This window comes from Tardiphaga alba, assembly GCF_018279705.1.
Taxonomy (GTDB): domain Bacteria; phylum Pseudomonadota; class Alphaproteobacteria; order Rhizobiales; family Xanthobacteraceae; genus Tardiphaga; species Tardiphaga alba.
Genome location: NZ_CP036498.1, coordinates 2,447,851 through 2,471,185, shown reverse-complemented (window position 1 = coordinate 2,471,185; position 23,335 = coordinate 2,447,851). Strand labels below are relative to the sequence as shown.

General features: G+C 62.3%; 22 protein-coding genes and 3 pseudogenes. 8 read left to right on the top strand and 17 right to left on the bottom strand.

Annotated elements, in window-relative coordinates:
- Positions 1 to 136: 136 nt before the first annotated feature.
- The 7 genes and pseudogenes from RPMA_RS11535 to RPMA_RS11505 form a co-directional block, all read right to left on the bottom strand.
- Positions 137 to 967 carry an OmpA/MotB family protein gene (locus RPMA_RS11535; RefSeq protein WP_211912932.1) on the bottom strand — a complete coding sequence of 277 codons (831 nt, stop codon included), beginning with the start codon at positions 965 to 967 and terminating at the stop codon, positions 137 to 139.
- 29 nt (positions 968 to 996) lie between these two features.
- Positions 997 to 1,770, bottom strand: coding sequence for a motility protein A (locus RPMA_RS11530; RefSeq protein WP_211912931.1), 774 nt, complete (start codon positions 1,768 to 1,770; stop codon positions 997 to 999).
- A 214-nt stretch (positions 1,771 to 1,984) separates the two neighbouring features.
- The gene (locus tag RPMA_RS11525) at positions 1,985 to 2,701 is read right to left on the bottom strand and encodes an RraA family protein (RefSeq protein WP_211912930.1); all 717 of its coding nucleotides are present in this window, start codon (positions 2,699 to 2,701) and stop codon (positions 1,985 to 1,987) included.
- Positions 2,702 to 2,760: 59 nt separating this feature from the next.
- Positions 2,761 to 3,606, bottom strand: coding sequence for a CDP-diacylglycerol--serine O-phosphatidyltransferase (gene pssA / locus RPMA_RS11520; protein WP_211912929.1), 846 nt, complete (start codon positions 3,604 to 3,606; stop codon positions 2,761 to 2,763).
- Between the two features lie 91 nt (positions 3,607 to 3,697).
- Positions 3,698 to 4,396 carry a phosphatidylserine decarboxylase gene (locus RPMA_RS11515; protein ID WP_249225640.1) on the bottom strand — a complete coding sequence of 233 codons (699 nt, stop codon included), beginning with the start codon at positions 4,394 to 4,396 and terminating at the stop codon, positions 3,698 to 3,700.
- 4 nt (positions 4,397 to 4,400) lie between these two features.
- Positions 4,401 to 4,778 (bottom strand): endonuclease domain-containing protein, encoded by a 378-nt coding sequence (locus tag RPMA_RS11510; RefSeq protein WP_249225639.1) that lies wholly within the window; start codon positions 4,776 to 4,778, stop codon positions 4,401 to 4,403.
- A 108-nt stretch (positions 4,779 to 4,886) separates the two neighbouring features.
- A pseudogene (locus RPMA_RS11505) lies at positions 4,887 to 6,853 on the bottom strand (ABCB family ABC transporter ATP-binding protein/permease).
- A gap of 206 nt (positions 6,854 to 7,059) precedes the next feature.
- Between RPMA_RS11505 and RPMA_RS11500 the strand changes: the two are divergent.
- Positions 7,060 to 7,665: an LOG family protein gene (locus RPMA_RS11500; RefSeq protein WP_211912926.1), complete on the top strand. Its 606-nt coding sequence runs from the start codon at positions 7,060 to 7,062 to the stop codon at positions 7,663 to 7,665.
- Positions 7,666 to 7,753: 88 nt separating this feature from the next.
- On the opposite strand, the gene RPMA_RS11495 is transcribed toward RPMA_RS11500, so the two are convergent.
- The 3 genes and pseudogenes from RPMA_RS11495 to cysS form a co-directional block, all read right to left on the bottom strand.
- Positions 7,754 to 8,248: a GNAT family N-acetyltransferase gene (locus tag RPMA_RS11495; RefSeq protein ID WP_211912925.1), complete on the bottom strand. Its 495-nt coding sequence runs from the start codon at positions 8,246 to 8,248 to the stop codon at positions 7,754 to 7,756.
- A 115-nt stretch (positions 8,249 to 8,363) separates the two neighbouring features.
- Positions 8,364 to 8,513, bottom strand: a pseudogene (locus RPMA_RS28720) (CysS/YqeB C-terminal domain-containing protein); the annotation flags it as partial.
- A 312-nt stretch (positions 8,514 to 8,825) separates the two neighbouring features.
- Positions 8,826 to 10,018, bottom strand: a pseudogene (gene cysS, locus RPMA_RS11490) (cysteine--tRNA ligase); the annotation flags it as partial.
- Between the two features lie 311 nt (positions 10,019 to 10,329).
- Between cysS and RPMA_RS11485 the strand changes: the two are divergent.
- The 3 genes from RPMA_RS11485 (at position 10,330) to RPMA_RS11475 (ending at position 13,361) form a co-directional block, all read left to right on the top strand.
- The gene (locus RPMA_RS11485) at positions 10,330 to 10,638 is read left to right on the top strand and encodes a hypothetical protein (protein ID WP_211912924.1); all 309 of its coding nucleotides are present in this window, start codon (positions 10,330 to 10,332) and stop codon (positions 10,636 to 10,638) included.
- Between the two features lie 223 nt (positions 10,639 to 10,861).
- Positions 10,862 to 12,043 carry a DUF2865 domain-containing protein gene (locus RPMA_RS11480; RefSeq protein ID WP_211912923.1) on the top strand — a complete coding sequence of 394 codons (1,182 nt, stop codon included), beginning with the start codon at positions 10,862 to 10,864 and terminating at the stop codon, positions 12,041 to 12,043.
- Between the two features lie 124 nt (positions 12,044 to 12,167).
- Positions 12,168 to 13,361 carry a CaiB/BaiF CoA transferase family protein gene (locus RPMA_RS11475; RefSeq protein WP_211912922.1) on the top strand — a complete coding sequence of 398 codons (1,194 nt, stop codon included), beginning with the start codon at positions 12,168 to 12,170 and terminating at the stop codon, positions 13,359 to 13,361.
- Between the two features lie 22 nt (positions 13,362 to 13,383).
- Here the strand turns inward: RPMA_RS11475 and RPMA_RS11470 are convergent, their stop codons facing one another.
- The 4 genes from RPMA_RS11470 to RPMA_RS11455 form a co-directional block, all read right to left on the bottom strand.
- On the bottom strand, positions 13,384 to 13,764 hold the full coding sequence (locus RPMA_RS11470; protein ID WP_211912921.1) for a VOC family protein: 381 nt from the start codon (positions 13,762 to 13,764) through the stop codon (positions 13,384 to 13,386).
- A gap of 117 nt (positions 13,765 to 13,881) precedes the next feature.
- Positions 13,882 to 15,630 carry an NAD+ synthase gene (locus RPMA_RS11465; protein WP_211912920.1) on the bottom strand — a complete coding sequence of 583 codons (1,749 nt, stop codon included), beginning with the start codon at positions 15,628 to 15,630 and terminating at the stop codon, positions 13,882 to 13,884.
- 246 nt (positions 15,631 to 15,876) lie between these two features.
- Positions 15,877 to 16,230 (bottom strand): diacylglycerol kinase, encoded by a 354-nt coding sequence (locus RPMA_RS11460; protein ID WP_211912919.1) that lies wholly within the window; start codon positions 16,228 to 16,230, stop codon positions 15,877 to 15,879.
- Between the two features lie 29 nt (positions 16,231 to 16,259).
- Entirely contained in the window at positions 16,260 to 17,648 is a 1,389-nt protein-coding gene (locus RPMA_RS11455) for a class II 3-deoxy-7-phosphoheptulonate synthase (RefSeq protein WP_211912918.1), read from the bottom strand.
- 175 nt (positions 17,649 to 17,823) lie between these two features.
- Between RPMA_RS11455 and RPMA_RS11450 the strand changes: the two genes are divergently transcribed.
- From RPMA_RS11450 to RPMA_RS11440, 3 genes are all read left to right on the top strand, one after another.
- Positions 17,824 to 18,714 (top strand): alpha/beta hydrolase family protein, encoded by an 891-nt coding sequence (locus RPMA_RS11450; RefSeq protein WP_211912917.1) that lies wholly within the window; start codon positions 17,824 to 17,826, stop codon positions 18,712 to 18,714.
- Positions 18,715 to 18,781: 67 nt separating this feature from the next.
- Complete coding sequence (locus tag RPMA_RS11445) at positions 18,782 to 19,069, top strand: type II toxin-antitoxin system TacA family antitoxin (protein ID WP_211912916.1); 288 nt, start codon at positions 18,782 to 18,784, stop codon at positions 19,067 to 19,069.
- A 3-nt stretch (positions 19,070 to 19,072) separates the two neighbouring features.
- A complete protein-coding gene (locus tag RPMA_RS11440; RefSeq protein WP_249225637.1) occupies positions 19,073 to 19,579 on the top strand; it encodes a GNAT family N-acetyltransferase in 507 nt (168 codons plus the stop codon).
- A gap of 43 nt (positions 19,580 to 19,622) precedes the next feature.
- On the opposite strand, the gene gor is transcribed toward RPMA_RS11440, so the two are convergent.
- The 3 genes from gor to rpiA form a co-directional block, all read right to left on the bottom strand.
- Positions 19,623 to 21,017 (bottom strand): glutathione-disulfide reductase, encoded by a 1,395-nt coding sequence (gor, locus tag RPMA_RS11435; protein WP_211912915.1) that lies wholly within the window; start codon positions 21,015 to 21,017, stop codon positions 19,623 to 19,625.
- A gap of 172 nt (positions 21,018 to 21,189) precedes the next feature.
- Positions 21,190 to 21,726 (bottom strand): DUF2059 domain-containing protein, encoded by a 537-nt coding sequence (locus RPMA_RS11430; protein ID WP_211912914.1) that lies wholly within the window; start codon positions 21,724 to 21,726, stop codon positions 21,190 to 21,192.
- A gap of 24 nt (positions 21,727 to 21,750) precedes the next feature.
- Positions 21,751 to 22,449: a ribose-5-phosphate isomerase RpiA gene (gene rpiA, locus RPMA_RS11425; protein ID WP_211912913.1), complete on the bottom strand. Its 699-nt coding sequence runs from the start codon at positions 22,447 to 22,449 to the stop codon at positions 21,751 to 21,753.
- Between the two features lie 152 nt (positions 22,450 to 22,601).
- Between rpiA and gph the strand changes: the two genes are divergently transcribed.
- Positions 22,602 to 23,321 (top strand): phosphoglycolate phosphatase, encoded by a 720-nt coding sequence (gene gph, locus RPMA_RS11420; RefSeq protein WP_211912912.1) that lies wholly within the window; start codon positions 22,602 to 22,604, stop codon positions 23,319 to 23,321.
- Positions 23,322 to 23,335 lie beyond the last annotated feature (14 nt).

Genomic DNA, 23,335 nt, shown 5'->3' with positions numbered 1-23,335 from the left:
ACCGCCAGCCTAGCCGATCCCACGGCCATATGCCTCTCCCCGCCCCTCGTAAAATGGGCGTGGAGCAGCAAAAAAAGGATTTGACTAGGCTAAGGTCCGTCTTTGACGAACCAGGCCTAGCTTTGTGATTTGAGCATTACGGCTTGAGGTTTGGCGGCAGCGGCGGATCTTCCCGCATCAGCGTGATGGTCACGCGCCGGTTGGCCGCCATGGTCGGATCGTCGGGAAACAGCGGTTGGGCATCCGCCTTCCCCGATACCGAGAAGATATGCGACGACGGCAGCCCTTCGCGCTCCAGAATTTGCCGGACGACATTGGCACGATCCGACGACAGATCGAATGCATCGTAGTCGGTCCGCGCCGGCACGAAGCCGGCCGCGGTGTGACCGACGATCGCAACCCGAAGCGGCGTCGCCTTCAGAGGAACCGCGAGCTTCTGCAGCAGTTGCCGCGTCCGCTCATACGGCACCTTGGAGCCATCGGCGAACATCGAACGGCCGTTCTGATCGATGATTTCGAGATTGAGTCCCTGCTTGGTCTCTTCGAACATGATGTTCTTCGAGATCTCGTTGATCTCCGGCATGTCCTGCAGTGCTTGGCGAAGGGATGCCGAGGCCAGCGCGAATTCGCGATCCATCTTCAGCTTGGCGCCGGAGGGCCGCGCCGTTGCTGTTTTTTCGTCGGGACTCGTGATGTTGGACGCGTCCTGCGGCGAGACGTGATCCTTGTTCTTGGTCATGCCGCGCGTCGGCAGACCATCCGACTCGATGACGCCGGAATAGCGCGAGTCACTCTGCACACCGAAGGCTTCGCGCACCGAACCGGCAACGACCTTGAGCTTCGCGCCGTCCGGGCTCGAGAACGCGACGAGCATCACGAAATAGCTGAGCAGCAGCGCCATCAAATCGGCGAAGGTCACGAACCAGCCGTGACCACCATGTGCCTCGCCGCGTTTTTTCTTGGCCATCTGCCGCTACTCCGCAGATCCCTGGACGATTATGCCGGGACCGGCTCACCCTCTTCGTGGCGATGCTTCTCGGGCAGATAGGCCAGCAGCATTTCGCGCACCAGCGCCGGGCTCTTGCTGTCACGGATCATCAGGATGCCGTCGATGATCAGCGTGCGGTTCGTCTCCTCGTCGAGCACCTTGACGTGCAGCTTGTCGGCGATGGGCAGACAGATGAGGTTGCCGACGATGGCGCCATACAGCGTCGCCAGCAGCGCCACCGCCATGAACGGGCCGAGCTTCGAGGGGTCCGACATGTTCGAGAACATCTGCACCATGCCGATCAGCGTACCGATCATGCCGAAGGCCGGGGCGCAGTCGCCGATGGCGCGATAGATCTTCGAACCTTCGTCGAGATGCATGAGGAAGTTGTCGCGGTCGCGCTCGAGATTGTCGCGGATGAATTCGAGGTCGTAGCCGTCGGCCACGAAGCGAATGCCCTTGGCGAGGAAGGCGTCATTGGTCTCGACTTTTTCGAGACCGACAGGCCCCTGCTTGCGCGCGATCTCGGCGATGCGGGCGAGTTCGTCGACGAGGTCGCGGGCATTCAGGCGGCTCAGCGTGAATGCGAATTTGGCGCCGAGCGGCATGCCGTGAAGAATCGAGGAGAGCGGGAAGCGGATAAGGGTTGCTGCGAACGACCCGCCGAAGATGATGATGACGGCGTGGATGTCGTAAAACATGCTGAAGCTGCCGCCCATCAGGACGAGCGTCACCATCACGATTACGCCGGCGACAAAACCCAGCAGTGTTGTAATATCCATAACAACTCCGACGCCAACGCGTATCGACCAACGCCCGTCCTGGACGGCGGCGCGCTCACAATGCAGCGCACGGTGCCACTTAACGATACGGCGATTAAGGACGGGTTACCGTTCACCACGCATTAACCAGCAATTAACGCGACAAACCGGCGCTGGAACGAAAAATGCGGAGACGTTTCCGTCTCCGCATTTCGCTCGTCGATATCGGTTTGCTTCAGTGAATTTCGGCCGCCTTGGCCATCGCGTCACGCAGCTTGGCCATGGAGAATCCGGGATCACGCGCCACCGCGAGGATCGGCTCTTCACGGCGCGCACACAATTCCGCTGCTTCAGGCAGCTTCGCGGCCACGTCAGGCGGTATGACCACGGCACCATGGCTGTCGGCATGGATGAGATCGCCGGACGCGACCGTCATACCGGCGACGCGCACTTCCTTGCCGAAATCGGTGACATGCACATGCGCATGCGACGGGCCGAGCGAGCCGGCCAGCGCCTGAAATCCTTCCGCCCATTGCGGGATATCGCGGATCGAACCGTCGGTGATGACGCCGAGGCAACCGAGCGCCTTGTGGATCGCGCTATTCACTTCGCCCCAGAACGCGCCATAGCCGGCATCGGGACCGTCGATGTCCTGGATCACGCTGATCTGCGGTCCGGGGCCACTGCCGACATATTCGTAATAGTCCAGCCGGCGCTTCTTCTGCTCGGCGGCAGGCAGACCCGACGCCGTTGTGGCGCGAATGGTCGCGGTGCGCGCATAGCCCACGATCGGCGGCAGATCGGGAAACGGGCAAACCAGCGGGCGCGTCGTGTAACCGATCAGACGACGCTCGGGCGCCACCAGCTCCAGCGCATTGCAGATGGTCGGCGTATCGATGCGGCGGAGCGCTTCGAGCACGGATTCAGGCAGCAGCGGTTCGGGCTTGGTCACGTTGTTTTCTCCCTTTTTGATTTTTGCTCCGGTCGTTGCCGGATGTTCTGGGTTGCCGATCAGGGCAAAGGCGTTGGCCGATCCTCGGGTGGCGGCGACGCCCCCACCGGCTGCTCGCTGGCGGCCGTCTGCGCCGCCAATGCGCGCTCATGCTGCCGATACGACTTCCAGCCGAATGGCAGGGTGGCGAGATAGAAGACCGATATCAGCGACAGCATGTGCCAGGGATAGCCGATCAACAGCGCCACGAAGAGCACCACCGAGGCCGAGATCAGTAGCACCAGCTCGCGCGGCACCCGCATGTTCACGGCCTTGCCGGAGAACACCGGCAGGCGCGACACCATCAGGAACGCGATCACCAGCACATAGGCCGTGGTGACCACCGCCGGCGGCTTCGGCACGTCCAGGAACGACAGATACACCGGCAGCATGACAGTGATGGCGCCCAGCGGCGCCGGCATGCCGGTGAAGAAATTAGCCGCAAAGGCCGGCTTGTCCGGATCGTCCATGGTCGCGTTGAATCGCGCCAGACGCAGGGAGCCTGCGATGGCGAACACCATCGAGGCGATCCAGCCGACATTGCTGAGATCGTGAAGCTGCCAGAAATACAGGATCAGGCCCGGCGCCACGCCGAAATTGACGAAATCAGCGAGGCTGTCGAGCTCGGCGCCGAATTTCGACTGGCCCTTGATCATGCGGGCGATGCGGCCATCGACGCCGTCCAGTACCGCGGCAAACACGATGGCGGCCACCGCGAGTTCCATCCGCCCTTCGGTGGACAGCCGGATGGCCGTGAGGCCGGCGCAGATCGCCAGCAGCGTGATCAAATTCGGCACCAGCATCCGGATCGGGATGGTGCGGAACCGGCGTCGGCGAGTGTCGGGGGTCTGGGATTGATCTGGCATTTGCATGGTTCACCCTTAGCAGAGCCTACCCCGCTCCGCCATGATGCCGCCCGTCGGGCCTCCAGACACGCCTGGAAGCCCGTTGGCGCGGTTAATCGACCCGGTAGGTCCGTCCACCGTCGCCGATGCTGAAATCCGCCAGCACGGTTTCGCCGGCAATGGCGGTCTGGCCGACCGCGACCAGGGCCTTGCTGCCCTCGGGAAGATAGATATCGAGGCGGGACCCGAAACGGATCAGGCCGAAACGCTCGCCGGCGCCCAGCACCTGGCCCTCGCGCACGAAGGACACGATGCGACGGGCCACGAGGCCGGCGATCTGCACCACGCCGATCCGGCCGCCGGGGGTCGAGATGACCAGCGAATTGCGCTCATTGTCCTCGCTGGCCTTGTCCAGCTCGGCATTGATGAACTTGCCCGGCCGATAGGCGATGCGCTCGATCCGGCCAGCCACGGGGCTGCGGTTCACATGGACATTGAACACGCTCATGAACACCGAAATGCGCAGCAGCGGCTGGTCGCCCAGGCCGAGCTCGGCCGGCGGCAGAACCGGCTGCACCATCGAAACCTTGCCGTCTGCCGGCGACACAACCACGCCCTCGCGGATCGGGGTGACGCGGACGGGGTCGCGGAAGAACAGCGCGCACCAGACCGTGAGACCGGTTCCGATCCAGCCGAGCGGGGTCCAGATCCAGAACAACACCAGGCTCGCCAGCGCGAAAATGCCGATGAACGGATAGCCTTCCCGATGGATCGGCGGAATCTGGCCACGGATGGAATTGGCGATGGACATGGGCTCACTGTTCTTTTTTCCCCTCTCCCGCATGCGGGAGAGGGTGGCGCCCGCGAAGCGGCGCGCCGGGAGAGGGGCTGTCTACAGTCACAGCGCTTAGAATCTCTTCCAGCACCGCGCCCGTATTCTTGAGCACCTCATTATTCCAGAACCGCAAAACGCGAAACCCTCGACTTTCGAGCCATTTCGTCCGCCGGAGATCGGCCTCGTTCTCGGCATGCTGCCCACCATCGACCTCGATCAGCACCTTGAGCCCCATGCAGGCGAAATCGATGACGAACGGCCCGACCGGCACCTGACGTTTGAACTTGAATCCCTGGAAGCGATGCGCGCGCAGGAGATACCACAGACGCCGTTCGGCATCCGTCATGTCCTTGCGCAAGGCTTTGGCTTGCTCCCGCGACATCCCCCTCTCCCGTCTCGACCGCTATCGCGGTCGATCCACCCTCTCCCCCACGCAGCTACGCTGCGCGGTGGCGAGGGGAAAGAACTATTCCGCAGCGTCAGGCCGGGTGACGGCCTCTTCGCCCCCCTCCTCCGCGACCGGGGGTGGCCGGCGGTTCGGGGCGGTGACATTATCCTCGCCGATCTGCGCCAGCTTCTCGCGCGCCGCTTCCGCCTCGCGCTGCCGGTTCCACATGCTGGCGTAAAGGCCATCGGCGACAAGCAGCTGCGCATGGGTGCCGCGTTCGGCGATACGGCCCTGCTCCAGCACGATGATCTCGTCGGCGCCGACAATGGTAGAGAGCCGATGCGCGATCACCAGCGAGGTGCGCCCCTTGGACACCTTCTCCAGCGCGTCCTGGATTTCCTGTTCGGTGTGGCTGTCGAGCGCGGATGTCGCCTCGTCCAGCAGCAGGATCGGCGGCGCCTTCAGCACCGTGCGCGCAATCGCCACACGCTGTTTTTCGCCACCGGACAGCTTCAACCCGCGCTCGCCGACTTCGGTGTCGTAGCCTTTGGGGCCATGCGGATGAACGGGTCGATCTGGGCCATGCGGGCGGCGTCCTCGACCTCGGCATCACTGGCATCCCAGCGGCCGTAGCGGATGTTGTAGCGGATGGTGTCGTTGAACAGCACCGTGTCCTGCGGCACCATGCCGATCGCCGAGCGCAACGACGATTGCGTGACGTCGCGAATGTCCTGCCCATCGACGGTGATGCGTCCGCCTGAGACGTCGTACAGCCGGAACAGCAGCCGCGAGATGGTGGATTTTCCCGCACCGGACGGCCCGACCACGGCCACCGTCTTGCCGGCGGGCACCTCGAAGCTCAGCCCCTTCAGGATCGGCCGATCCGGATCATAGGCGAAACGCACATCGTCGAAGCGGATCGCGCCGGAGGCGACGGACAGCGGCTTCGAACCCGGACGGTCCTTCACCTCGGTATCGCGATGGAGCACGCCGAACAGCTTTTCGATATCGATGATCGCCTGCTTGATCTCGCGATACATCATGCCGACGAGATTGAGCGGCTGATAGAGCTGGATCATCATGGCATTGACCATGACGAAATCGCCCACGGTGTGGGTGCCGTTGCGAATGCCGACGGCGCACATGATCATGGTCAGCGTCAGGCCGATGGTGAAGATCACCGCCTGCCCGGCATTGAGCACGGCCAGCGACGTATAGGTCTTCACGCTGGCGCGCTCGAAACGCGCGACCGAGCGGTCATAGCGCTCCGCCTCGCGCGCTTCGGCGCTGAAATACTTCACCGTCTCGTAATTGAGCAGCGAGTCGATCGCCTTGGTATTCGCCTCGGTGTCGGACTCGTTCATCTTGCGGCGGATCTCGATCCGCCACTCGGTCGCGACATAGGTGAAGTAGCAGTATATGGCGATGGTCAGCGCGACCACAGCGGCATAGCGCCAGTCGAATTGCCAGACCAGCACCGCCATCACCAGCGCCAGCTCGACCACCGTGGGGATCGCCTGCAGGATCACCATGCGGACGATGACCTCGATGCCTTCGCGCCCGCGTTCGAGCACGCGCGTCAGGCCGCCGGTCTTGCGTTCGAGATGGAAGCGCAGCGACAGCTCGTGCATGTGCACGAAAGTGAGATAAGCGAGCTTGCGCACCGCATGCATGGCGACGCTGGCAAAGATGCCGTCGCGCCATTGCGTGAACACGGCCATCAGGACGCGCACAAGACCATAGCTCGCCGTCATCGCGATCGGCGACGCAATCAGCCACAGCATCCAGTTCGACGGCGCGACCGGCGCCGAACCGGTGCCGCTCAGCGCATCGGTCGCCCATTTGAAGGTGAAGGGTACGATCAGCGTTGCGACCTTCGCGACCAGCAGCAGCACCATCGACCAGACGACGCGGCGCTTCAGGTCGGCACGGTCGCCCGGCCAGATATAGGGCCACAGATGCGCGAGGGTGCCGACCAATGTGGCCTGCTCCAGCGCTTTCGCCGGCGTCTCGCCATTCGTCTGTTTGGGATTGGTCTCAGCCATCAATCGCGCCCGACAACAAGCAAGCAGCGGCGCCGGGCCGCGCAGGAAAACGTCATTCTCATAATGCTCATATAGGAGCTTTGGCGGATTGTCGCACCTCTGCGGAGAATAGTTTTCCGGCCGGTAGCGTGTTCCCGGGATCAATTTCCCGCCATGCGATCAGGCGCGTCTTGACCGTGTCATGGGGCAATGCCACATGCCAAATCATGAGCACACTTAAAACGATCTGCGTCTATTGCGGCTCCGGCCCCGGCACCAATCCCCTTTTCGTCGAATCAGCGATCGCGCTTGGCAAGACCATGGCCGAGAACGGTATCGGCCTCGTCTATGGCGGCGGCTCCATCGGCCTGATGGGTGCAGTTGCGAAGTCGGTTCTGGACCATGGCGGCCACGTCACCGGCATCATCCCGGAATTCCTGACCAAGCGGGAGAACGCACTGGTCGGCGCCCAGGAGCTGATCGTCACCCATGACATGCATGAGCGCAAACGGCTGATGTTCGAACGCTCGGATGCGTTCGTTGCCCTGCCCGGCGGTATCGGCACGCTGGAAGAACTGGTCGAACAGCTCACCTGGCAGCAGCTCGGCCGGCATAGCAAGCCGATCCTGCTGGCCAATATCGACAATTTCTGGGAGCCGCTGCTGACCTTGCTGACGCATATGCGCAGCACCGCTTTCATCCGGCCGACCCTGCCGCTGGAGGTGCTGACCGCCGACCGCGCCGAGGACATCCTGCCGAAACTTCGCTCGGCTGCTGCCAAGGCTCCGGACGAAGGCAAGAAGTTGGCACCGGACGTGGCGACGCGGCTGTAGGCGTAGCCCGGATGGAGCGAAGCGAAATCCGGGGACAAGCGCTTCGACATTCTCGCTGGTCCCTGCATTGCGCTACGCTCCATGCAGGCTACGAACCTGCGCCCAGCGCCTTCTTCATCGTCGTATTCGCAAGCCACTCGTCATGCAGCGGCACGCTGTTGCGCTGGGTCGCCACATAGCCGCGCTTCATGAAGAATTCGAGCGCTGTGTCGCTGGCATCCACGGTGAGTGCTGTCGCACCACGCGCACCGGCGAGCTTCTCCAGCGCATCGATCAATGTGGAGGCAACGCCCTTCAGCACCGCATTTGGATGCACATAGAGCAGATCGATGTGATCGGCGCCCTTCAGCGACGCGAAGCCGACCGGAATGGCGTCGAGCGTCGCGATCAGCGTCAGCTGCGATGCGAGACGCTTGCCGAATTTCTCCTCGTCATCGCCGGCTTGCGCCCAGGCTTCCTGCTGCCCTTCGCTGTAATCGTCACCGGTCAATTCCGCGATCGACGCCACATAGATTGCCGCAGCAATCGCGGTGTCTTCAGGCAGGAACGGACGCAGGCCAGGCTTGGCGTTTTGGCTAGCCATCACACTCACCAATAACCCACGAGCTTCAATGCCAGCGCGATGGCGCCGACGATCAAGGCCCATTTCAGGACGATGTAATATTTCCAGTGCTTTGGAAACGGCGTGTCAGGACGGCTCATCGCGCGATCTCCCATGTGGTGATGGGTTTGCCCTCAGCGTCTTTGCCATCTTTGATGGAGATTCCCATAGCTGCAAGCTCATCTCGCAAACGATCAGATTCAGCGAAATCTCTATTGGCTCGAGCTTCACTTCTGAGCGCCACAAGTTTTTTCGCAGCTATTGTCAGCTCGTCCTCTTCCACTTCCGAACGATTCATAGCTAGCTCGAACAGCTCAAACACTCGCGGCGATGGCTTGGCTGGCTCGATAAGCCTCACTAACTCCGGGGTGCGTTCTTGAAGAGCTAGCAGAGCTGCAATCACTCTTGCGGCCGGACGAGCCCTACCATTCTTCAGGTCGGGCTGCCTCAATATCTCCACCGCCAAATTTCGCCATTCATTAGGGGAAATGAAAGCTAGTTGCGCGAGTGCGCCATTGAGATGGCTTGCAAGTTGGGAAACGTGATTCTTCCCACCCGAAAAACCTAAAAGTTTGAGAATTCGAAAGACCGTGTATCTATCGCGGTCGGATGGCTTTGGCTTTTTGACCGTCTCATCCAGCGTATGCAAAACCGGCTGAACGTTCAGATCATCCATCAGATGCTTAACTGCGGTGTCGAAGAGCTTCTTATTTAAAGTATCGCCAACTCTTTCGGCCGCGAACTCCGCCCAGTTGCTGAGACGAACCTGCGCCTCTTCCAAACCTTTAACAGTCCAGTCGATTGGCGAACGATAGTGAGTTTTCAGCATGTTCAGGCGCAGAACTTCGCCCGGCCAGTCATTCAGCAAGTCGCGGATGGTGAAAAAGTTGCCGAGGCTCTTCGACATCTTCTCGCCTTCGACCTGCAGGAAGCCGTTATGCATCCAGTAATTCGCCATCGCATGCGTGCCATGGGCGCAACGCGACTGGGCGATCTCGTTTTCATGATGCGGGAAGATGAGGTCGAGACCACCGCCGTGAATGTCGAAAGTGGCGCCGAGATAAGCCGCCGACATGGCCGAGCATTCGATATGCCAGCCGGGCCGCCCCCGGCCCACGGACTGTCCCAGCCGGGCTCTTCGGGTGACGACTGCTTCCATAGCACGAAATCGGTCGGATGCTTCTTGTGCGCATCGACGGCGACGCGCGCGCCGGCCTGCTGGTCTTCCAGCTTGCGGCCCGACAGTGCACCGTAATCCGGCATCGATTGCGTATCGAACAGCACTTCGCCTGCCGCTTCATAGGCATGGCCGCGCGCGATCAACTCCTTGATCAGCGTCACCATGTCGGACTTGCCGTCCGGCCGCGGCAGCACGAATTCGGTCGCGCGCGGCTGATGCGTCGGCGGCAAGCAACCGAGCGCCTTCACGTCGGCCTGGAATTGATCGGCAGTCTTCTCGGTGACCTTGCGGATCGCCTCGTTCAGCGGCAGGCCGGGATAATCGCGGAGCGCGCGATTGTTGATCTTGTCGTCGACGTCCGTGATGTTGCGCACATAAGTGACGTGGCTCTCGCCATAGACGTGACGCAGCAGGCGGAACAGCACATCGAAGACGATGACCGGCCGCGCATTGCCGATATGGGCGAAGTCGTAGACCGTGGGGCCGCAGACATACAGCCGCACATTGTCGGCATAGATCGGCGTGAAGACCCGTTTCTCGCGGGTCAGGGTATCGTAAAGGCGCAGTTCCATGGAACATCCATCGGCTGGTCGGCCGGGCGTCTGGGTATCTCTGGAATGAGAAAAGACGGCCTCAGCCAGCGAATCGCTAGCTCGTAATCTCGCGGCAAATGGTACAAATGGCGAGGAAACCGCTCATGGCGGCACCATGCGGCAGGCCCCGAGCGCGTCAAGCGGCGCCATGCAACCGCATCCTCCCCTGAAAACGCTCGCGCCCGGCACATTTCAGCCTTATTCGCTGCCTACCCCGCCACCGTGGTTAACCCTTGTTAACCATTAGAGTTTATCGAGTGAGGGCGAGTTCCTCATTCACTTGGTGGGTTATGAAAGTCATTTCAGCTGTTCTGACCGCCGCTTTTGTCGCGGTCGCATCTTCGGCCGCGTTCGCCGATTCCCGTGTCTTCATCGTCGCCAACCAGTCCGACGGCTATGGCATCGACCAGTGCCTCGCCAAGGGCGAGAAATGCGGGGCGCACGCGGCTTTGTCTTATTGCAAGACGCGCTCATTCACGCAGGCAGTCTCCTATCGCCGGGTCGATCCCGATGAAGTGACCGGCTCCGTCTCGTCGCAGGGCGGCCTGTGCCAGGGCGGCAAATGCGACGAATTCATCGCCATTACCTGCCAGCGCTGACGCTTGAACCACTATTTTTGCGCGTAGTTGGTGCGGCATCCACGCGTCGCGCCTGCGGCCATCGTGGGGCACCTGAATCGGCGTGACCCCACGGCCGGAAGCGGCTATGGAAACGGTGTTCGTGCCGCATTTTCATCGCCTATGTATGGCAATGACGGCGCGGGTCGCGACCGGGATCATGCTGTCTCGCTGCGACCTGCCGATTGTCTCGTTCATTGACCGGATGTCTGAACCTGTGACTGCCACTCTTTCCCGCTGGGCCATCATCTGCGCCGCATTGGTCGGCGTCACCGCATCGAATGGCGACGCTGTCGCCCAAGGCGCGCCGCCCTACCCCGCACAGGTCTATCCGCCCGGCCAGGCGCAGCAGCAGCAATCCGCCAATCCGATGTGCGGACGTCTCGAAGCGCAACTGAGCAGCATTGATCGCGGCAACGGCCTCGATCCCGCGCGCGCCGACCAGATCCGTCGCTACGAAGACTCCGTCAGCCGCCAGCAAAGCGAGCTCGATCGCGTCACCCAGCAGGCCCGGCGCATGGGCTGCGACTCCTCGGGCTTCTTCTCGCTGTTTTCCGGCCAGTCCGCGCAATGCGGCCCGGTGAACAACCAGATCCAGCAGATGCGTGGCAATCTCGATCAGATGACCACGAGCCTCGAGCGCCTGCGCGTGGGCACGCCCGGCAGTTCGGATCGCGACAGCCAGCGCCGCTCGGTGTTGCTGGCACTCGCGCAGAACAATTGCGGCCCGCAATATGCTGCTGCTGCACGCCAGCAGCAGCAGAATTCCGGCCCCGGCGGCTTTCTCAGCAATCTGTTCGGCAACAATGAATCCAGCCCCGGCGATATCCCGTCGGGCGGCGACATGATGAGCGCGGTGCCGCAGGGCACGTTCCGCACCGTCTGCGTGCGTACCTGCGACGGCTTCTATTTCCCGATTTCCTTCACCACGATCCCGGCGCGCTTCGCCGATGACGAGCGCGCCTGCAAGGCGCAGTGCCCGGCCTCGGACGCCAATCTCTACACCTATCGCAATCCCGGCGAAGACATGAATGCCGCGGTCTCGATCTCGGGCCAGCCCTACTCGTCATCGCCGAATGCGTTCAAGTATCGCACCGAATTCAACCCGTCCTGCTCGTGCAAGGCGCAGGGTCAGACCTGGTCCGACGCGCTGAAGAACATCGATGACAAGGCCGCGGCGCAGGCCGCCGGCGACGTCATCGTCACCGAGGAACGCGCCAAGCAGATGTCGCAGCCGCAGAAGGGCACGCCGGCTGCGCTGAAGAAGAACGCGGCGCCTGCGCAGGCAGCTCCCGCCGCGACACCGGCGCAACCTGCAGCGCCCGGCAATCCCGGCCAGATCCGTCAGGTCGGCCCACAATTCCTGCCGAACAATACGAAGCAGTAGTGCTTTGCCGTAGGGCGGATGAGGCGAAGCCGTCATCCGCCGCGGAGTTTCAATTTTGAATTCGGCCGGCGGATTACGCCTTCGGCTAATCCGCTCTACGAAAATAACGTTGGGGGATACAAAAGTGAGCGGACCACTCGCGGGCATTCGCGTCGTCGAATTCGGTACCTTGATCGCAGCGCCCTTCGCAGCGAGGCTGTTCGCGGAATTCGGCGCCGAGGTCATCAAGATCGAACAACCCGGATCGGGCGATCCCCTGCGCACCTGGCGCAAGCTGCATCAAGGCACGTCGGTGTGGTGGTATCTGCAGTCGCGCAACAAGAAGTCGATCGCACTCGATCTGAAGTCTCCTGAGGGCCTTGCGATCGCGCGCGATCTCGCGGCCTCCGCCGATGTCGTCATCGAGAATTTCAAGCCCGGCGGCATGGAGAAGCTCGGGCTCGGCTGGGACGTGCTGTCAAAGCTCAATCCCAACCTGACGCTGGTGCGCATTTCAGGCTTCGGCCAGACCGGCCCCTATCGTGACAAATCCGGCTTCGGCGCCATCGGTGAAGCGATGGGCGGGCTGCGCTACACCACCGGCAGCCCCGATGCGCCGCCCGCCCGCGTCGGCGTTTCCATCGGCGACAGCCTCGCCTCGCTGCATGGCGTGATGGGCGCGTTGATGTCGCTGCTCCGCGTGAAGACCGGACAAGGCGGCGGACAGATCGTCGATGTCTCGCTCTATGAGAGCGTGTTCAACATGATGGAAAGCACGGTGCCGGAATATGCGCTGGACGGACAGATCCGCACGCGCTCGGGCGGCTCGTTGCCGGGCATCACGCCGTCCAACACCTATGAGACCGCGGACGGCCAATATGCCGTCATCGCCGGCAACAGCAATGCGATCTTCAAGCGCTTGATGAATGTGATCGGGCGCCCCGATCTCGCAAACGATCCAGCCCTCGCCCATAATGATGGTCGCGTGCCGCAGACGGCCATGATCGATCAGGCGATCTCGGACTGGACCGGCACGCTCGGCATGGACGCCGTGCTCGACGCACTGGAAGCTGCGGATGTGCCGTCAGGCCGCATCTATTCGGTGGCCGATATCGTCAGCGATCCGCATTTCATCGCACGCGACATGATACTGCCGGCCACGCTGCCGGGCGGCACTGAAGTGAAGATGCCCGGCATTTCGCCAAAGCTTTCGGAAACGCCGGGCGAAGTGAAGTGGCAGGGTCCGGCGCTCGGTGCGCATACGGATGAGGTGCTGGCCGGCATCGGACGCAGCGCCGACGACATTGCCCAACTCCGCAAAGCCGGTGTGGTGGGATAGCGTGATCGCACAGGGCGGCTGACTACTCCGCTTTCATCAAATCCGACGGCCATCCGATCCGGACCAGCAGGCCATCGGGACCGTTGATGCCGACTTCATACATGCCCCATTCGCGGTGGCGCAGGATGCCGCCGGGACGGATGATCAGATCATCAACCCGTGCGGCGATGGCATCGACATCGGGCGTGCGAATGAACACGCCGAAGGGATTGGCTTCCGGCACGCGCCACGGACCATCGCCCGCTTGCGTCACATGCACCTCGCAATTCCATCCGGCCATGATGACATAGTCACCCTCGCCGCCTGCGCGTGCGAAACCCAGCCGCTCCCAGAATGCGACGGCGATCTTGAGATCGTTGCTCGGTACGATGGCGAACGCGCCGACAGAAGCTGCACGCGACATGGGGTGTCCTCCATCAGCCGTAGGACGGATCAGGCGAAGCAGTAATCCGCCGCGGAGTTTCAGTTATGAGCTCGGCCGGCGGATTACGCTTCGCTCATCCGCCCTACGGCTGCGGCGCTATTCGAAAGCTTCGCTCGTCCCCTTGCCCGGTCGCGTGATAAGATCTTCGTCCGGCTTCGGCAGTGGCTGGGCCAGATCGCGAAAACGGTTGGTGATGGGATAGCGACGGTCGCGGCCAAAGTTCTTGCGCGTGACCTTCACGCCCGGCGCGGCCTGACGACGCTTGTATTCGGCGATGTTCAACAGCCGATCGATGCGCGTCACCACGTCCTTCTCGAAACCATCGGCAACGATCTCGGACAACGGCTGCTCGCGTTCGACGAGGCGTTCGAGGATGGCGTCGAGGATCTCGTAAGGCGGCAGCGAGTCCTGGTCGGTCTGGTTTTCGCGCAGCTCCGCGGTCGGCGGTCGGATGATGATGTTGTTCGGGATCACCTCGCCATCCGGGCCCATAGCGCCTTCGGGCTTCCATGAGTTGCGCAGCGTCGAGATGCGGAACACCTGGGTCTTGTAGAGATCCTTGATCGGATTGAAGCCGCCATTCATGTCGCCATAGAGCGTGGCATAGCCCACCGACATTTCCGACTTGTTGCCGGTCGTCACGACCATGGCGCCAGTCTTGTTCGACACCGCCATCAACAGCGTGCCGCGGGTTCGGGCCTGCAGGTTCTCTTCGGTGATATCGCGCTCATAGCCCTTAAAGGTCTCGGCGAGGATCTTCTCAAAACCGTTCACAGCATCAGCGATAGGCAGTATCTCGTACCGGAAGCCGAACGCCTTCGCGAGCTTGTCGGCATCGTCGAGCGACACCTGCGCCGTGTAACGGAATGGAAGCATGATGCCACGCACGCGATCGGCACCGAGCGCATCGACTGCGATCGCTGCGCACAGCGCGCTATCGATGCCGCCGGAAATGCCCATCAGCACGCCGGGGAAACCGTTCTTGTTGACGTAGTCGCGCAGGCCGAGCACGCAGGCGGCATAGTCGCCCTCGTCTCCCTTGGGCAGTTTTGCGATCGGGCCGCTGCAGCGCCAGACGTCGTTCGTCTTCTCAAACGTGATGGTGGTGATGTTCTCAGTGAAGGACGGCAGCTGCACGGCGAGCGAGCGGTCGCCGTTCAAAACGAACGATGCGCCGTCGAACACCAGTTCGTCCTGGCCGCCGACCTGATTGAGATAGACCAGAGGCAGATGACTCTCGGTGACGCGCGCGACCTGCACGGACAAACGCAGATCATTCTTGCCGCGGGCATAGGGCGAGCCATTCGGCACGATCAGGATTTCGGCGCCGGTCTCGGTCAGCGTCTCGACCACGTCCTCATAGTCGGCGGACTCTTCCATCCAGGTGTCTTCGCAGATCGGCACGCCGACGCGCAGGCCGCGAATGGTGACGGGCCCGGACACCGAGCCGCGGGCGAACACGCGCTTCTCGTCGAACACGCCGTAATTGGGAAGGTTCACCTTGAAGCGGATCGCCGCAATGCGGCCGCCATCGAGCAGCGCGCAGGCATTGTAGAGTTTGCCGCCATCGACCCAGGGCGTGCCGACCAGCATCGCCGGGCCACCATCGGCGGTCTCGCGGGCAAGCGCCTCCACCTCGGCCCGGCAGGCCATCTGGAAAGCCGGCTTGAGCACGAGGTCTTCCGGCGGATAGCCGGCAATGAAGAGTTCGGGCAGCACGACGACATCGGCACTGTCGGCTTTTGCCTGAGCGCGCGCCTTGCGTGCTTTCTCGGCATTGCCGGCGATGTCGCCCACGGTCGGATTGAGCTGGGCCAGCGTGATGGTGAAGCGGGTATTTGTCATGGGGATATTGAAGCCTCTGGGCTGGTGGTTCGCAACCACTGACAATGTATCGCTCACATGTCGCAACGAGCTCCGCTGCGTCCCCTCCCCCAACCGGGGGAGGGTTAGGGAGAGGGGGCGCCACACATGACATCGGAGTGTGTGGCTCCCCCTCTCCCGCCGCGAAGACGCGGCGACCTCCCCCCTCTAGCGAAGCTTCGCTTCGCACCGGGGGAGGTGAACGGAGCGCCGTCGCGCCACCGAGTATCAAAACATCCCCACCCGCTCACCCAGCGCGAACAGCCACACCATGCCGGCGATGAGAAGCGCGATGGCGACAGCGGCGGAGCCTAGATCCTTCACACGACCAATCTGTGAATCGTGCTCCATCGTGACCCGGTCGGCCAGTTTCTCGATAGCGGTGTTGAGCAGCTCGACCGTGAGGACAAGCATCACCACCGCGATCATCTCGATGCGGCGGGCCATGGTGGTGCCTATCAGGAAAGCCAGCGGCAGTGACAGGACAAGCGCAACTATCTCCTCGCGAATGGCCCGCTCCGACGTAAAGCCGGAGCGGAGACCATTCCAGGAGTTGATGGTGGCTCGCCAGAGCCGATTCATCTAAAGGCCGCCACCTAAAGGCCCGCCACTTACAGGCCCGACGCAACCGGAAGCGGCTGCTCCTTGCCCGTGCGCGAGGTCTTGAGCAGCTCGGCGATCAGGAACGCCATGTCGATGGACTGCTCGGCGTTCAGGCGGGGATCGCAGACGGTGTGATAGCGGTCGTTGAGGTCCTCGTCGGTGATCGCGCGGGCGCCGCCGGTGCATTCGGTGACGTTCTGGCCGGTCATTTCCAGATGCACGCCGCCGGCATGGGTGCCTTCGGCCTGGTGGATCTGGAAGAACGACTTCACCTCGGACAGGATGCGGTCGAATGGGCGAGTCTTGTAGCCCGAATTCGACGTGATCGTGTTGCCATGCATCGGATCACACGACCACACCACCTTGCGACCTTCCTTCTGCACCGCGCGAACGAAGCCCGGCAAATGCTCGCCGACCTTCTCATGGCCGAAGCGGTTGATCAGGGTCAGGCGGCCGGGCTCGTTGTCCGGGTTCAGGATGTCGATCAGCTTCAGCAGCTCATCCGACTTGAGCGACGGACCGCACTTAAGGCCGATCGGATTCTTGATGCCGCGGAAATATTCCACATGCGCATGGTCGAGCTGGCGCGTGCGATCGCCGATCCACAGCATGTGGCCGGAGGTCGCGTACCAATCGCCCGTCGTGGAATCCACGCGGGTGAAGGCCTGCTCATAGCCGAGCAGCAGCGCTTCATGGCTGGTGTAGAAATCCGTCGAACGCAGCTCCGGATGAGCCTCGAGATCGAGTCCGCAGGCGCGCATGAAGTTCAGCGCGTCGGAGATACGGTCCGCCAGTTCCTTGTAACGGCGCGACTGCTGCGAATCCTTGAGGAAGCCGAGCATCCACTGATGCACGCTGCCGAGATTGGCAAAGCCACCCGATGCGAAGGCGCGCAGCAGGTTCAGCGTCGCGGCCGACTGGCGATAGGCCATCAGCTGGCGCTGCGGATCCGGCACGCGCGATTCCGCCGTGAAGGCGATGTCGTTGATGATGTCACCGCGATAGCTCGGCAGCTCCTGCCCGTTCGCCTTCTCGATCGGCGACGAACGCGGCTTGGCGAACTGGCCGGCGATGCGGCCGACCTTCACCACCGGCAGTGCGCCAGCATAAGTGAGCACGACCGACATCTGCAGGAAGGCGCGGAAGAAGTCGCGAATATTGTTCGCGCCATGCTCGGCGAAGCTTTCGGCGCAATCGCCGCCCTGCAGGAGGAAAGCCTCGCCGTTGGCCACTCGGGCGAGCTGCTTCTTCAGGTTACGGGCCTCACCCGCAAAAACCAGCGGCGGAAACGTGGCGAGTTGCGCCTCGACGTCGCCTAGGGCCTTCGCATCCGGATATTCCGGCATCTGCATGACGGGCTTGCCCCGCCAGCTCTCGGGTGTCCACCGCTCGGACATGAAATTGTCTCCTGAAAACCGCGCCTTAGGTGGCGACGGAGGTCGCGTTATACATGGGTCATATGGGCTCCGCCAGTTGGAAATCCAGCCTCCCCGCGTCCGATCATGCGCCCCAAGCCCTTGCACGAACAATCGAATTCGCATTTGCTGCGCATGCTAGCTGGGGAACTAAAGGATGAGACTGCCGGACGCGTCTCCTGACGACGCATTTTCCGACGACATCACGATTGTGGCCGCTGACGGATTTTCGCTGGGGGCAACGCTGTATCTGCCCCGTGGCGTCAGGACGCATGCGGTGCTGATCAACTCCGCCACCGCCGTACCACGGAAAATCTACAAGGGTTTTGCCAGCTATCTGGCGTCCCGCGGTTGTGCCGTCCTCACTTACGACTATCGCGGCACCGGCGATTCCCGGCCCAAGGGCACGACCTCGCTGCGCGGCTTCCGGGCCTCCATGACCGATTGGGCGGCGCTCGATGTGGTGGCCGCGGTGGACTGGATGCGCGAGCGCTACAAGCTGCCGCTCGGCTTTGTCGGCCATTCCTTCGGCGGCCAGGCGCTGGGGCTGATCCCGAACAATGCCGAAGTGTCGCGCGCACTGCTGGTGGCCGCGCAGGCAGGCACATGGCGGCTGATGACGCCGCCGGAGAACTACCGCATCTACGCGCTGATGAAATTCATCGGACCATCACTGGCACAGGTGATGGGCTATGCGCCCGGCAAGATCGGGCTCGGCCTCGACCTGCCGAAGAACGTATTCCTCGAATGGGCTAAATGGGTCACCAGCGACAACTACTTCTTCGACGACCGCAAGCTGCGCGCACTCGTGAATTTCCCCCGCTATCGCGGCGCGCTGCGCGCACTGAGCTTCACCGATGATCCATGGGCGACGCGTGCGGCCGTGGAGATGCTGTGCGCAGGTTTTACCTCGATCAAGCCGGATATCGATTCAATCCGACCGATCGAGGCCGGCAGCGACAAGATCGGACATTTCGGTTTCTTCCGCCCGGAGCATCGCGACACGCTGTGGCGCGGGGCGGCGGAATGGCTGCAGATGGAAGAGTAACCGAACAAACGGCGGCTCATTTGACGGGCACGGGGTTTTACCGTACGTTTCTGCAGAAGGAACGCTCATGCCCGCCTCGACACCAAAGACAACAAAGCGCGAACTCAAGAAGGAGCGCATCGAGCTGCGCGTTGCTGCATCAGCCAAAGAGCTGATCCAGCGCGCCATGAGCGTGAGCGGCCTAACCGCGGGCGATCTTGCTTATGAAGGTGCCCGGCGTGTACTCGACGAACACCAGCGTATGGTGCTGACAGGCGCAGACCGCGATGCGTTCCTCGATGCCGTTGCCAGTCGTCCGGAGCCTACTGCCAAGTTGGTAGCGGCACTGCGCAGACATCACGACATCATGGGCTGACCATTGCGCTACGCGATCGCCCCGCTCGACAAGCAACACCAGCGCAGCGAGTTCAATTCAGGACAGCCCGATATCGATGCCTGGTTCCGGCAGCGGGCAAGCCAGGACGAACGCCGCAATATTGCCCGGGTCTTCGTGGCCACTGATGACACAAACGAAGTCATCGGGTTTTACAGCCTAAGCAGCTTCACCCTCGCGCTCGCGGATCTTCCTGCCGAACTGTCCAGCAAGCTCCCGCGCTACGACGCGATCCCCGCTGCACTGATCGGTCGTCTGGCACGCGATATCCGCGTCCGCGGTCAGGGGATCGGCGAGTTGCTTTTGGCCGATGCCATTCACCGTATCCTCGGTGCGGCGCGATCCTTGGCGGTGTTCGCCATCATCGTCGACGCCAAGGACGCGCCTGCAGCGGCCTTCTACGAAACGTTCGGTTTCCACGCTTTTCCGGCGACCCCGCACCGACTATTCCTGCTCGCATCGTCTGCGGCTGCGGCGCTTCAGAAAGCATAGACACGACGACAGCTAAGAGTTGCAGGCTACGGTCGGCCGACTATTACTCCGCCGCCTCGCGCACGTAACGCGCGGTTGGCGTGCGCATGGTCACCAGCTCTTCCGCCGCACTCGGATGCACCGCCACGGTGGCGTCGAAATCAGCCTTGGTTGCTTTCAGCTTGATGCAGATGCCGAGGATCTGGATCAGCTCCGCGGCCTCGGGGCCGACGAGATGACAGCCGACCACCACATCGGTCGATCCATCGACGATCAGCTTCATCAACACGCGGCTGTCGCTGCCGGAGATGGTGGATTTGATGCCGCGGAAATCGGTCTTGTAGATATCGACGTGACTGAACTTGGCGCGCGCTTCCTGCTCGGTCATGCCGACAGTGCCGACTTCCGGCTGGGTGAACACCGCCGTCGGAATATTCGAGTGATCGACCTTCACGGTTTTGCCGCCGAACACGGTATCGGCAAAGGCGTGGCCCTCGCGGATCGCCACCGGCGTAAGGTTCACGCGATTGGTGACGTCGCCTACCGCATAGATATGCGGGACATTGGTCTGCGAGAATTCGTTGACGAGGATTGAGCCGTCGCTGTGCTTGAAATGCACGCCTGCCTTTTCCAGACCGAGCCCTTTCGTATTCGCGTGGCGACCGATGGCGAACAGGACCTGATCCGCAGAGATGCTCGCACCATCCGACAGATGGGCGCAGAAGTCGTGGCGGTTCTTGTCCACGGCCTTCACGGTACAGCCGGTCAGGATGGTGATGCCCTGCTTCTCCATCTCCTTGCGGACATGGGCTCGGACATCTTCATCGAAGCCGCGGAGAATGTTGTCGCCGCGATAGACCACGGTGACGGCGGAGCCAAGGCCGGCGAAAATGCAGGCGAATTCCAGCGCGATATAGCCACCGCCCTGAATGACGATGCGCTTCGGCATCTCCGGCAGATGAAAGACCTCGTTCGACGAGATGACATGCTCGATGCCGGGAATGTCCGGCCCATGGCTCGGCGTGCCACCAGTCGCGATCAGGATGTTCTTTGCGCGGACCGTCTCGCCATTGCTGAGTTTCAGCGTATGCGGATCCTCGAACACCGCGCGCGCTTTGGCGGTCTTCGCGCCGGGCTTCTCCACATTGGTGGTGTAAATGCCTTCGAGCCGCGCGATTTCCTTGTCCTTTGCCGCGATGAAGGTCGGCCAGTCGAATGTGGCAGTCGGAATGGTCCATCCGAAGCCCCGGGCATCGTCGATCTCGCGCGACACATGCGAGGCATAGACCATCAGCTTCTTCGGCACGCAGCCGCGGATCACGCAGGTGCCGCCGAAGCGATATTCCTCGGCGACCATGACGCTGGCGCCGTAGCCGGCAGCGATGCGGGCGGCGCGTACGCCGCCTGATCCACCACCGATGACGAAGAGATCGACGTCGAAGTCAGACTTGCTGGACATGAATTACTCCGAACTGCGATCGAGTACTCTTTCACCTCTCCTCTCCGGGGAGAGGTCGAGCGGCGAAGCCGATCGGGTGAGGGGTACCCTACACTCCGACGTTAAAAGCCCCCTCACCCGGCGCTACACGCCGACCTCTCCCCGGTGGGGAGAGGTGAAGAGGCTGCCACCATTAAATTTCCTTGCCGCGCTTGCGCATTTCGGCGCGGAACTGGCCGTTCACTTGCTCGGCAAACTGCTGCGCCCACTGCTGCATGTAGTTCACGCTGGCCGAGATCGACTGCGGCTCCATCTGCAGCAGCTTCTGGCCGAGCGGCGACTTGTAGAACGCCGCGAGATCCTTCAGCTCGGCTTCGGTGAAGTCGCTGGCATAGATCTTCGCCATCTGCTCGCCGATCTCCTTGTCGCGGCCGGCATTCGCTTGCGCAACGACGACAGCGACCTCGTTGAGATCCTTCTGGTAATTCAGATTGCTCTGCATCAGCGAATCCTTGACGCGCTGGACCATGTTCGGAATGGCGTTCGCATACATGGCGCTCGCATTCTTCATCTGCAGGATTTCCTTGGCGTAGCCGATGGCGGCCGGCGATGCCGGCTTGATCGGCCGCTCGGCGGCGGGAGCCGGCGCCTGTGCAGAGGCCGGCAAAGTGACGGCCGCGACGCCAAACACGAGGCCAGCGGACAGCAGCATTTTCGACAGGGTCTTCATGACAGTCTCCTTGAGATCGCAGCCTTAGGGCCGCTCAACGACGCGAATTCCATCCGAACCAGCGAGCACGATCGTGTTCGCCAGGCCGATAAACAGTCCATGTTCGACGACGCCGGGAATGGCACCGAGCAGCGTCCCAAGGCGCGGTGCATCCGTAATGGTTCCGAGCTTGGCATCCAGAATCCAGTGGCCGCCATCGGTGACGAAAGCATGGCCGTCCTTGCCGGGACGAACGACCATTTCGCCCGTCAGCCCACATTGCGCGAACACGCTTTCGATAGCGCGGCGCGTGGCGCCGAGACCGAACGGGATCACTTCAATGGGCAGCGGAAAACGGCCGAGCTTCGGCACCCATTTGCTGTCGTCGGCAATCACGATCATGCGGTCGGAGGCCGCCGCGACGATCTTCTCGCGCAGCAACGCACCGCCGCCGCCCTTGATGAGGTTGAGATCGGGATCGGCCTCATCGGCGCCGTCCACGGTCAGGTCGAGGTGGTCAATCTCGTCGAGCGTAGTCAGCGGCACGCCACAGGCTTCAGCCTGGATGCGGGTCGCTTCCGAGGTCGGCACGCCGATGATCTTGAGGCCGCCTTTCACGCGCTCACCGAGCAGATCGACGAAGTGCTTGGCGGTCGAGCCAGTGCCAAGGCCGAGCTTCATGCCACCCTGCACGTGTTCCAGCGCCTTGGCGGCAGCCTGTCGTTTCAGCTCGTCCATATTCATCGCAGCGGCAGTCCTTATTGGCATCGCCCCGTGTCAGCGGGAGGCGCGGCATATCTAGCGACGTTTGGGGGCAGGAACAGGGTGCAAGGCGTGCATTCCCAGGGAATACAGACTTGCCATATCTGGCCATAACGGGAGCGATCCGCGGGGCTATGCCCCCTTGCGGGATCGCTTCCGGACCGGTAGCGATCCCCCATGACCAAAGCCCCCTCGTCGTTTTCGACCTCGACGGCACCCTCGTCGATACCGCCCCTGATCTGATCAGCGCCCTCAACCACGTACTGGCCCGCGAAGGTCTTGCGCCCGTACCACTGGAATCGGCGCGCAAGATGATCGGCCAGGGCGCGCGGAAGCTGATCGAGCGCGGGCTGGAGGTCGAGGGCCGCGAGATGACACCGGCGGAAGTGACCAAGCTGACTGGCGATTTCATCGACTATTACGCCGAACATATCGCCGATGAATCGCGCCCTTTCGACGGCTTGATCGCAGCGCTCGACGTGCTGGAAGCAAAAGGATACCGCTTCGCAGTCTGTACCAACAAGCTGGAATGGCTATCGAAACGGCTGCTGGAAAAGCTGGGCCTCACCGCCCGATTCGCGGCCATCTGCGGCGCCGACACTTTTGGCGTCTCGAAGCCCGATCCCGTGATCCTGCAGCAGACCGTCGCCCAGGCCGGCGGCGAGATGTCGGCGGTGGTGATGGTCGGCGATGCCGGGCCGGATGTCGGCGTGGCCCGCCGCGCCAATGTGCCTGTAATTGGCGTGACGTTCGGCTATACGGACACCCCGATCGCGGAGCTGAAGCCGGATGTAGTCATCGATCATTTCCGCGACCTGCCCGCAACGGTTGAGCGACTGGTTCCCGGCAAGTGACGCTACGATGCTCA

Bases quoted from the DNA above. Each gene is read 5' to 3' on its own strand.
- RPMA_RS11430 (WP_211912914.1), bottom strand. From the start codon at position 21,726: ATGAAGACCCTGTCGAAAATGCTGCTGTCCGCTGGCCTCGTGTTTGGC.
- gor (WP_211912915.1), bottom strand. From the start codon at position 21,017: ATGTCCAGCAAGTCTGACTTCGACGTCGATCTCTTCGTCATCGGTGGT.
- gph (WP_211912912.1), top strand. From the start codon at position 22,602: ATGCCCCCTTGCGGGATCGCTTCCGGACCGGTAGCGATCCCCCATGAC.
- RPMA_RS11530 (WP_211912931.1), bottom strand. From the start codon at position 1,770: ATGGATATTACAACACTGCTGGGTTTTGTCGCCGGCGTAATCGTGATG.
- RPMA_RS11480 (WP_211912923.1), top strand. From the start codon at position 10,862: ATGTCTGAACCTGTGACTGCCACTCTTTCCCGCTGGGCCATCATCTGC.
- RPMA_RS11500 (WP_211912926.1), top strand. From the start codon at position 7,060: ATGAGCACACTTAAAACGATCTGCGTCTATTGCGGCTCCGGCCCCGGC.
- RPMA_RS11450 (WP_211912917.1), top strand. From the start codon at position 17,824: ATGAGACTGCCGGACGCGTCTCCTGACGACGCATTTTCCGACGACATC.
- RPMA_RS11460 (WP_211912919.1), bottom strand. From the start codon at position 16,230: ATGAATCGGCTCTGGCGAGCCACCATCAACTCCTGGAATGGTCTCCGC.
- pssA (WP_211912929.1), bottom strand. From the start codon at position 3,606: ATGCCAGATCAATCCCAGACCCCCGACACTCGCCGACGCCGGTTCCGC.
- RPMA_RS11465 (WP_211912920.1), bottom strand. From the start codon at position 15,630: ATGACAAATACCCGCTTCACCATCACGCTGGCCCAGCTCAATCCGACC.
- RPMA_RS11455 (WP_211912918.1), bottom strand. From the start codon at position 17,648: ATGTCCGAGCGGTGGACACCCGAGAGCTGGCGGGGCAAGCCCGTCATG.
- RPMA_RS11485 (WP_211912924.1), top strand. From the start codon at position 10,330: ATGAAAGTCATTTCAGCTGTTCTGACCGCCGCTTTTGTCGCGGTCGCA.
- rpiA (WP_211912913.1), bottom strand. From the start codon at position 22,449: ATGAATATGGACGAGCTGAAACGACAGGCTGCCGCCAAGGCGCTGGAA.
- RPMA_RS11445 (WP_211912916.1), top strand. From the start codon at position 18,782: ATGCCCGCCTCGACACCAAAGACAACAAAGCGCGAACTCAAGAAGGAG.
- RPMA_RS11515 (WP_249225640.1), bottom strand. From the start codon at position 4,396: ATGTCCATCGCCAATTCCATCCGTGGCCAGATTCCGCCGATCCATCGG.
- RPMA_RS11470 (WP_211912921.1), bottom strand. From the start codon at position 13,764: ATGTCGCGTGCAGCTTCTGTCGGCGCGTTCGCCATCGTACCGAGCAAC.
- RPMA_RS11495 (WP_211912925.1), bottom strand. From the start codon at position 8,248: ATGGCTAGCCAAAACGCCAAGCCTGGCCTGCGTCCGTTCCTGCCTGAA.
- RPMA_RS11535 (WP_211912932.1), bottom strand. From the start codon at position 967: ATGGCCAAGAAAAAACGCGGCGAGGCACATGGTGGTCACGGCTGGTTC.